Source organism: Amorphus sp. MBR-141 (assembly GCF_053628695.1).
Genome location: NZ_JBRJGW010000059.1, coordinates 1 through 7710, shown reverse-complemented (window position 1 = coordinate 7710; position 7710 = coordinate 1). Strand labels below are relative to the sequence as shown.

At 58.7% G+C, this 7710-nt stretch carries 5 protein-coding genes and 1 pseudogene; all 6 read right to left on the bottom strand.

Going from position 1 to position 7710, the window contains the following annotated elements; all coding sequences use genetic code 11:
* Window positions 1-149: 149 nt before the first annotated feature.
* A pseudogene (locus ACSSVZ_RS27580) lies at window positions 150-1494 on the bottom strand (IS1380 family transposase).
* Between the two features lie 181 nt (window positions 1495-1675).
* Window positions 1676-2773: a glycosyltransferase family 1 protein gene (locus ACSSVZ_RS27575; protein ID WP_453974072.1), complete on the bottom strand. Its 1098-nt coding sequence runs from the start codon at window positions 2771-2773 to the stop codon at window positions 1676-1678.
* A gap of 51 nt (window positions 2774-2824) precedes the next feature.
* A complete protein-coding gene (locus tag ACSSVZ_RS27570) occupies window positions 2825-4108 on the bottom strand; it encodes a glycosyltransferase (RefSeq protein WP_453974071.1) in 1284 nt (427 codons plus the stop codon).
* A complete protein-coding gene (wecB, locus tag ACSSVZ_RS27565) occupies window positions 4105-5199 on the bottom strand; it encodes a non-hydrolyzing UDP-N-acetylglucosamine 2-epimerase (protein ID WP_453974070.1) in 1095 nt (364 codons plus the stop codon). The genes ACSSVZ_RS27570 and wecB overlap by 4 nt, the downstream gene beginning before the upstream one ends.
* Window positions 5196-6521 carry a flippase gene (locus ACSSVZ_RS27560; protein ID WP_453974069.1) on the bottom strand — a complete coding sequence of 442 codons (1326 nt, stop codon included), beginning with the start codon at window positions 6519-6521 and terminating at the stop codon, window positions 5196-5198. The genes wecB and ACSSVZ_RS27560 overlap by 4 nt, the downstream gene beginning before the upstream one ends.
* On the bottom strand, window positions 6518-7710 hold a 1193-nt coding region (locus tag ACSSVZ_RS27555), incomplete at its 5' end, for a glycosyltransferase (RefSeq protein ID WP_453974068.1). The genes ACSSVZ_RS27560 and ACSSVZ_RS27555, both read right to left, overlap by 4 nt.

The following is a 7710-nucleotide window of genomic DNA, read 5'->3' as shown; positions in this document are numbered from 1 at the left end:
CCGTTCCTATTCATGAGGGTGCGGGCTGACGCGGTCTCTGTGTCGAGACAGAGCTCTCCTTCGGCGCCGGCTGCGCGGTATAGTTGGTACCTGGCTACGCGTTGGAGAGGATGCTTTGGGGTTCAGCGGGGCTCGTACGTCCCCGTCCTTCAGGGTGAGGCGCCGAGCTCTTGGGGAGCGACGGCGACGACGAGGCCGCGGAAGAGCTCCGCCTCCGGGCAGCCAGCGGCGAAGGCGAGGCGGACGCGGCTCGTCGTCTCCTTGACGCGCACTTCGATCTTCATGAGGTGTAGCCGGATCGTGCCGAACTCGGCGCGGGCAAGCTCGCATGTGGCCGGGATGGCGTCCTTCACCCCGAGCCGCAGCCAGGTGGAAGACGATGCGGACCTGGTTGGCGACAGCCCGGCGGCAGGACGTGCGGTCGGAGACGAGGTGGCTCTTGTGAGCCTTGATCAGGTTCTCCGCCTGGCCCCTGGCGCAGCAGAGCGTCTCGTAGACGTGGCGGGGCGAGACGCCCGTGATGTTGGTGACGACAAAGCGGATATCGAGGCCAAGGCGGGTCGCCTCGATGCGGGCGACGGCGCGGCGATTGCGTCTCCAGGTCTTGGCCTTGTGCGGGGTCTCCGCGAAGTCGCGAACGACGTCGGTATCCTCGACCGCTCGTCGTGTTCGCACCGCGTCCGCCGTCTCCTGCACCTTGCGCGCGAGCGGCCGGGTGCCGGTCAGGCCGAAGATGTAGGTGACGCCATTGTCCTCGCACCAGTTCATCGCCTCGGGTCGGGCATAGTGGTCGTCGCCGCGGCTCGTGATCCGGGTCGTCGGCCAGGAGCGCCGGATGTGCCGGACGAGCCGCCGGATGTGGCTACGGACCTCTCGTCCCGACGGCGTCTTGCCCGGACGCAGGACGACCGCGACGGGGCGTCCGGTGGCGGTGTCGTAGACGTGGATCGGCAGGAAGCAGCGGGCATCGTAGTGGGCGTTGAAGAGCGAGAGCTGCTGGCGCCCGTGCACCACGTCGCAGGTGTCGTCGATATCGAGCGTCACCGCGGCGGGCGGCGCGGCATAGCTCGCCATCCACTGGTCGACCAGAGCGTAGGTGAGCCGGATGGCGTCGCGCAGCGTCGGCGCGTTCTCCAGGCGCGACATGGTCGGCTGGGACGCCAGATCCTTGTCGCTCTCCGGCAATCTGCCACAGGCGAGCTTGAAGGCCGGGTCGACCCGCAGCCGATCGAAGTCGTTGCAGTCCTCGTAGCCGCAGGCGATGGCGAAGATATGGGCGCGGATCATGTCGGGAAGCAGATGCGTCACGCTCGCCTGGTCGCGATGATCCGGGATCCGCGCGGCGAGACGCTCCGCAAACCCCAGACCTCGTTCGACCTCGCGCAGCAGCATCACGCCGCCATTCGAGGAGATCCTGCCGCCGTCGAAGGCGGCCATGATCTTCCTCGAGCGCAGCGCTGGAAATGAGAAGGTGGGAATCGTATCGTCACGCATGGCGGATGTGGCGCGAGTATCCGTGCGGACGGGGTGGTGTAAGAAACCGAATCCTATGCCACATCAGGAGCTTAGACTACATCCGCCAGTCCCTTTCGCCGGCCGCCGTGAATAACAGGGGCTAGTGCATGCATCTGCAGAACCGCGGATGCATAAGAATTCGAATTTCTCGCCTATCGGATCAAGCTGATAATCCATATAGTTCGACCAGCTTTTTCCATTGGGTGCGGATGTCGTATCCGGCATCTCTCAGTTTCCCAATTTGGTCGGTGCTCTTGTATCGGCCTTTTTTATGCAAGGCGACCAGCATGGAAGCCCATTCGCTTGCTGCCGCATTGAGGCTAAACTTGTTTATCGCCTCGGTCAGGCATACCTCGTCCGTGACTATGTCGGAGACCAGCGCGGGCAAACCGCTGACCTGAGCTTCGATTAGCGAGATTCCGAACCCTTCATAATGGGATGGTAGGCAGAAGAGGTCCATCGCGCTGAGATAGGCTCGCACATCGCTCTGCCGGCCCGCGAAGATTACCCGGTCGCTCACCTCAAGTTCGGTCGCAAGACGCCGCATCTCGTTCTCGAGCGGGCCTGCTCCGACCAGAAGCAAATGGCTGTCCGAGCGAACTTTCACGAATTCGGCGAAGACCCGGATGATCCAGTCGTGATTCTTTTGGAATGTGAAACGTCCGGTATGCCCAATAACCACCCCCTCAGGGCCAATGCCTAGCTTTGCGCGCAGGACATCGCGGGCAGGGCGATCAAAGACAAATCGGGACAGGTCGATTGCGTTGTTGAAGATCGAGAACTCCCGGCCCGGGAACATGAACCTACCGGCGTCGTTCGAACAAGCAAAATAGTGCGTTGCCAGCCCGTTGGTTAGAAACAAGATCGGCCGGGCGACATATTTGCGTCGCGAGCCCTTGAAGCTATCTGTGTGTGAATGGAGAACGCGCCGCTTAATACCTCTGCGCCGACAGGCTAACAACAGAGGACCTGATCGTAGTGGATCATGGCTGTGGAAGATAGTGCTATCAGGGTCCATGCTGGCGATGACCTTCACGAACTTACGCTGATAAGCGAGGGGATTGTCTAGGTATCGGCCGAATTGGTAGACACGCGCGCCCAGCGAACGAATCTCCTCGAACTCTTCCATTGCGTCGAGATTGTCGGTCATGAAGTCAAACTGGAACCGATCGCGGTCGAGATTGCGGTAAAGGCCCAGAAGAAGCGTTTCAATACCCCCTAAGCGGAAACCAGGTGTAAAATGTAGTATACGCTTCATTACTTCTTTCAAGCCTTCATATACCGAAAATATAAGCAAAATTCCATAAAATTACCCCTTATCCATAGTGGATTTTATCAGTCTACAAATTCCGTCGGCGTCAGGTACCAAACCCGTACTGCCGGTCTTCACAACATGTTCTATCAAGGCAACTTCGGCATTGAAACGCTCATCCATAGAAAAGCATCTCTGGCGAGAATCGTCGATCGCGGCCTGGCGAATTGCGTCGATATCATACCGGCCTGTGAGAAGACCACCGACGATATCCGCAGCCTGCTCGGAATTGTCGATCAGGAAACCATTGCGGCCCGCATCGATATACTCGTCTAGACTACCATCATTCTTGCCAATGATGACGCCACCCGTTGTATAAGTCTCAAAGAACACATTTCCGAGGTTCGTCACATCGTACATGAAAAGGTTCGCTACTGCGTAATAGGCATAGAGGCGTAACTCGTCTGTTGTTATCGAGCCCAGATACTTGACATGGTCTGCGATTCCAGCATCCACTGCTTGCCTCATGACCTGCTCGTAATAGGATTTCGACTGGATCGCGCCAGCAAAGTATAAGTGAACTGGCAGGCCTCTTTGATGTAAATTGCGCACGGTTTCGACGATTAAGTCGTGACGTTTCCATGGATCGAAGCGGGCTGCAAAGAATAGGTATAGTTCTGCCGGTTTATCTATATCAGCCGTGATATCATCGACAGTCTTGAACTGAACACCCGTCTTCCAGAATAGATAGTCATATTTGTTCCGTGAAGGGCGCCAAGCTTGAAACAGCTCGTCGCCTTTGGTGCCGTCGTCAGTCATCAGAAAAAAAATCTTACGCAGCTTGAACGATAGAAATTCGACAGGATGGCGAAGGGCCGTGCCGATGGCCCCGCGCTCGCGCAATTCTGGAACCAGCAACGTTCCCATCGAGCGCATCCCGCTCGGCACGCCGTGCCAGTTTGCGAGGATGTTGCCGACAAAGCCTTCGAAAAAGGCCCAGCACATCACAAAGTCGTAGTCTTCCTCGCGAAGCGCCTTGTTGACGCTATAGACTAGGCGAAACAGCCGGCTTAACCGTCGCGGGATGCGCCGCCAGAGAGGCAACTCTATCGCAGGGTCGTATATATTAGATTTCAGATTATCTTTCGTAAACCAATCTACATTGATTTCACCATAACCATTGAAATTCGAAGTAGCGACGAAGTCGACCTGATGGCCCCGCAATGCCAACCGGTACCAAGGCTGAAAAAAGCCGGGCGAATGTGTAACCTCCTCAACCTGCTTTCCCGACAGAATGTCGCGCAGCGGGATTCCCATGCCGGTCACGTAAAGTATTTTCATGCCTTTAGCCGTCGATCCGAGCAGCTGGCACTCGAACGTTCGATCAGTGCGACGATCCGATTTGCCGAGACGCCCTCGCCGTAAATCGCACTTTTCTTTTGCTTTGCCGCGTTTGATTTCAGAACTTCGGCGATCCGGTCTTCGTCGGCGCCGACCAATTGGTTCCAGCCGGCATCGACAAGTTCGACCCATTCGGTTTCGTCGCGCAGTGTCACACAGGGCGTTTCGTGGAAGAAGGCTTCCTTCTGAACGCCGCCCGAATCGGTTGCGATCGCGGAGGCATGCACTTCGAGCCAGATCATTTCGAGATATCCGACGGGCTCCGTTAATAGTATCGACGAAGGCAAGGCGATGCCAAGCGCCTTTATTCGCTGCCGCGTTCGGGGATGCAGCGGTAGGACCACGCGCCGTCCGGCGCGGCCAAGCCCGCGTAGTATCGCTGCCAGCCGCTCGGGATCATCGGTGTTTTCCGCGCGGTGGATGGTGGCGAGGATGAAGTTGCCGTCCTTTAGGCCTTCTGCGCTAAAGAACGCAGGCTGGCGCGCGCGTTCGCGATAGAAGAGCGCGGCATCGTACATGACATCGCCAACAAGGTGCACGCGGTCTTCGGGCAAGCCTTCGCGCGCAAGATTTTTCAAGGCGGTTTCCGTCGGCACGAATAGGATGTCGGACGCATGGTCGGTGAGGATACGGTTGATTTCTTCGGGCATCCGGCGGTTGAAGCTGCGTAATCCGGCTTCGACATGGGCGACCGGAAAATGAAGCTTCACCGCAGCGAGGGCCCCGGCCAGCGTTGAGTTTGTGTCCCCGTAGACCAATACCATATCGGGCTTTTCGTCGAGCATTACCTCTTCGAGCGCACCGAGCATACGACCGGTCATCTCGCCGTGATTGCCGCCGCCAAGGCCGAGATAATAATCGGGTTTAGGGATCGAGAGCTCGTCGAAGAACACGTCCGACATGTTGGTATCGTAATGCTGGCCGGTGTGAACAATAACGTCGTGCACGTCGTTGCGGGCCGATAGCGCACGGGACACGGTTGCCGCCTTGATAAACTGGGGCCGGGCGCCGATGCAGGTCAGCAGCTTCATGTCGATCGCCTCTTGTGGAACAGTAGTTTCGCGCGCCGGACGTCGGACCGGACAGAAAACATGAAGCGCCACCAAGGCACACGGGAAATCCGGTGCATGATGATCATGCGCACGACGAAGTCCGATGTATAGGCCAAGCTGGTCGCTACAGCCGCGCCGATGATGCCAAAGGCGGGAATAAGCAAAATGTTTCCGAGCGTGTTGAGAACGAGCGTTAGTATCGCGAGATAGAGATTTAGTCCCACCCTGCCTCGCGCGGCGAGGTCGTTCGCTATCACGCGACCGCCGGATATCAGTACTACGCCGGGCAACAGGACGAAAAGCACGATTGAGGCGTCCTGGAACCGCGACCCGAACAATATGTCGATCAGAGGTTCGGCCATGACCGCGAGGAGGCCCGAGGCGAGCAGCGTCACATGAAACGTGGCGCGGGTGACGAGTGATGTGAGCGCGCCGCGACCCGCATCGTCGCCGACCATGGCGGAAAGACGCGGCAGCAGCACTGTCGATACCGCCGACGATATCATCCACAACTGTTCGACCAGTCGGACCGCGACCGTGTAAAGGCCCGTGGCGGCGGGGCCGAGAAACATATTCACTAGAAAGATGTCGAGCCGGTAGATGAGGAAACCGATGATGTTGCCTGACGACGCCTTGACCCCGTATCGAATCGCCGGGGAGAGATAGGTGCCGAATTTTTCCACCGAAGCAATGTCGACACGTCTGCGTACCAGCAGATAGCCCATGATCGAACCCGCAAGATAGGAGATAACCGTTGCCGATATTGCCAGCGGCAGCGTGAAGGTTCCGCCTAGCCAAAGGGCGGAGAACAGCAGGAGACCGGTGACCGGTTGCACCAGCACCATGATGTTATAATTGCGGAAATCTTCCTCCGCCTGTACCAGGCTGAGAAAGATCGCCGTCATCAGTCCCGACGGGAAGATCAGCATGGCCAGCATCAGCAGTTCGCGATCCACCCCGGGAAAAAGCGTTGCGCCGGCAAGCAGGATGATCGCCAGTCCCACAAACAGCCCGGCGACGATCATCAGCAAACTCAGATTTCTGGAGGCGATCCACGCATGCGACAACGTGAACTGTTTCGACGCGACGAAATAGACATTCGAGGCGTTGATCCCAAGGTTGAGCAGCAATGTGAGCAGCATGGGGAGGAGCAGCGCGATCGAATAGATGCCGGTCCCTTCTGGGCCGAGGATGCGGCTGATCAGGAGAATGCTGCCGAGTTGGCACAGGCCGCCGAGAAACTGGCGAATGAACGTCATCGACGCATCGATCGACAGGCGTCTCAGGCCGAGCGATGTCATGCTACGTGCCCCGCCCGCGCTGTTGCCCGGCGATAGATGTCCAGCCATTGCGCGCTGATCGCTTCTGGGCCGTATTCGGCCGCGCAAGACGCGCGCAACTCCTGCGCATTATACCTGTCTCCTGCCTCGACGATATTCCGCATAGCTTCGGCATAGGCTAGGACGTCGTCATTCGGGACGAGGATGCCCCTTTCATCGGTCACGATATCTTCAGGTCCTCCGCAGCGTGTCGCGACTAACGGCAGTCCCATCGCGACCGCCTCGATCAGCACCATGCTGAACGTCTCGTAGCGGCTCGACAGCAGGAACGCGTCGGCGCGCGCCATTTCGACGCGCACCTGCTCGCGCGTCAGTCTGCCCGGAAAGCGGACCTGGCTATCGATATCGAGATCACGCGCAAGTTCGAGCAGCCTAGGTCGCTCGGGCCCATCTCCGCCGATGGTCAAGCCTACATCGGTATTGCCACGAAAAGCGTCACGAAAAGCGTTCAGGATCAACTGCACATTCTTGTTTTGGTCGAGCATGCTGACATGCAGTAGCTGTTTTTTCCGCCGTCTTAGTGAGGCCAAGTTCTCGGTCAGGAACGCCCGGTGGACCATGTTCGGTACGCGGCGATAGCTGGAGGGACGAAGGTCGAGAACGTCCTCCAGTAAGCGGCAGAAGGGGGTGCTGACGGCGAAGGTGCCCGACGATCGTTCGGCAACCGCACGGACGATCTCCTTTCCCGCCGGGCGTATTTGCCCGCGCGCATAGGCCGAGCTGTGCTCGCTAACCACGAAGGGCACGCCATCGCGCTCCCATATCGTCTTGGCCGCAGCCCCTCCCATGATCGTCGAATGGACATGGACGATGTCGGGCCGGCCATGTTCTTCGCAATAGTTCCGATAGAGGTTCCATCCCGCGGCGGCAATGCGCCGGGCGTTCGCCCGCCACAGGCGCGGCGTCCAGTTTACCGATGCCCTACGATAGGTCGGCAGCCCTTCGTCGATCTCGAACTGCGTCTTGCCGGCGCCACGCAGAGCGGCCATCGGGCGCGTCAGCGAAAGTAGGCGTGGTGCGACGATGCCGACCGTGCATCCCGCGTCCTTCATGGCGAGCGCCTGTTCGCGAAAAAAACTGCCGAACGGGTCGTCCCGGTCCGCTGGATACCAGGAGGGGAGAAAGAGGACGTGCATGGTCGACAAAATTC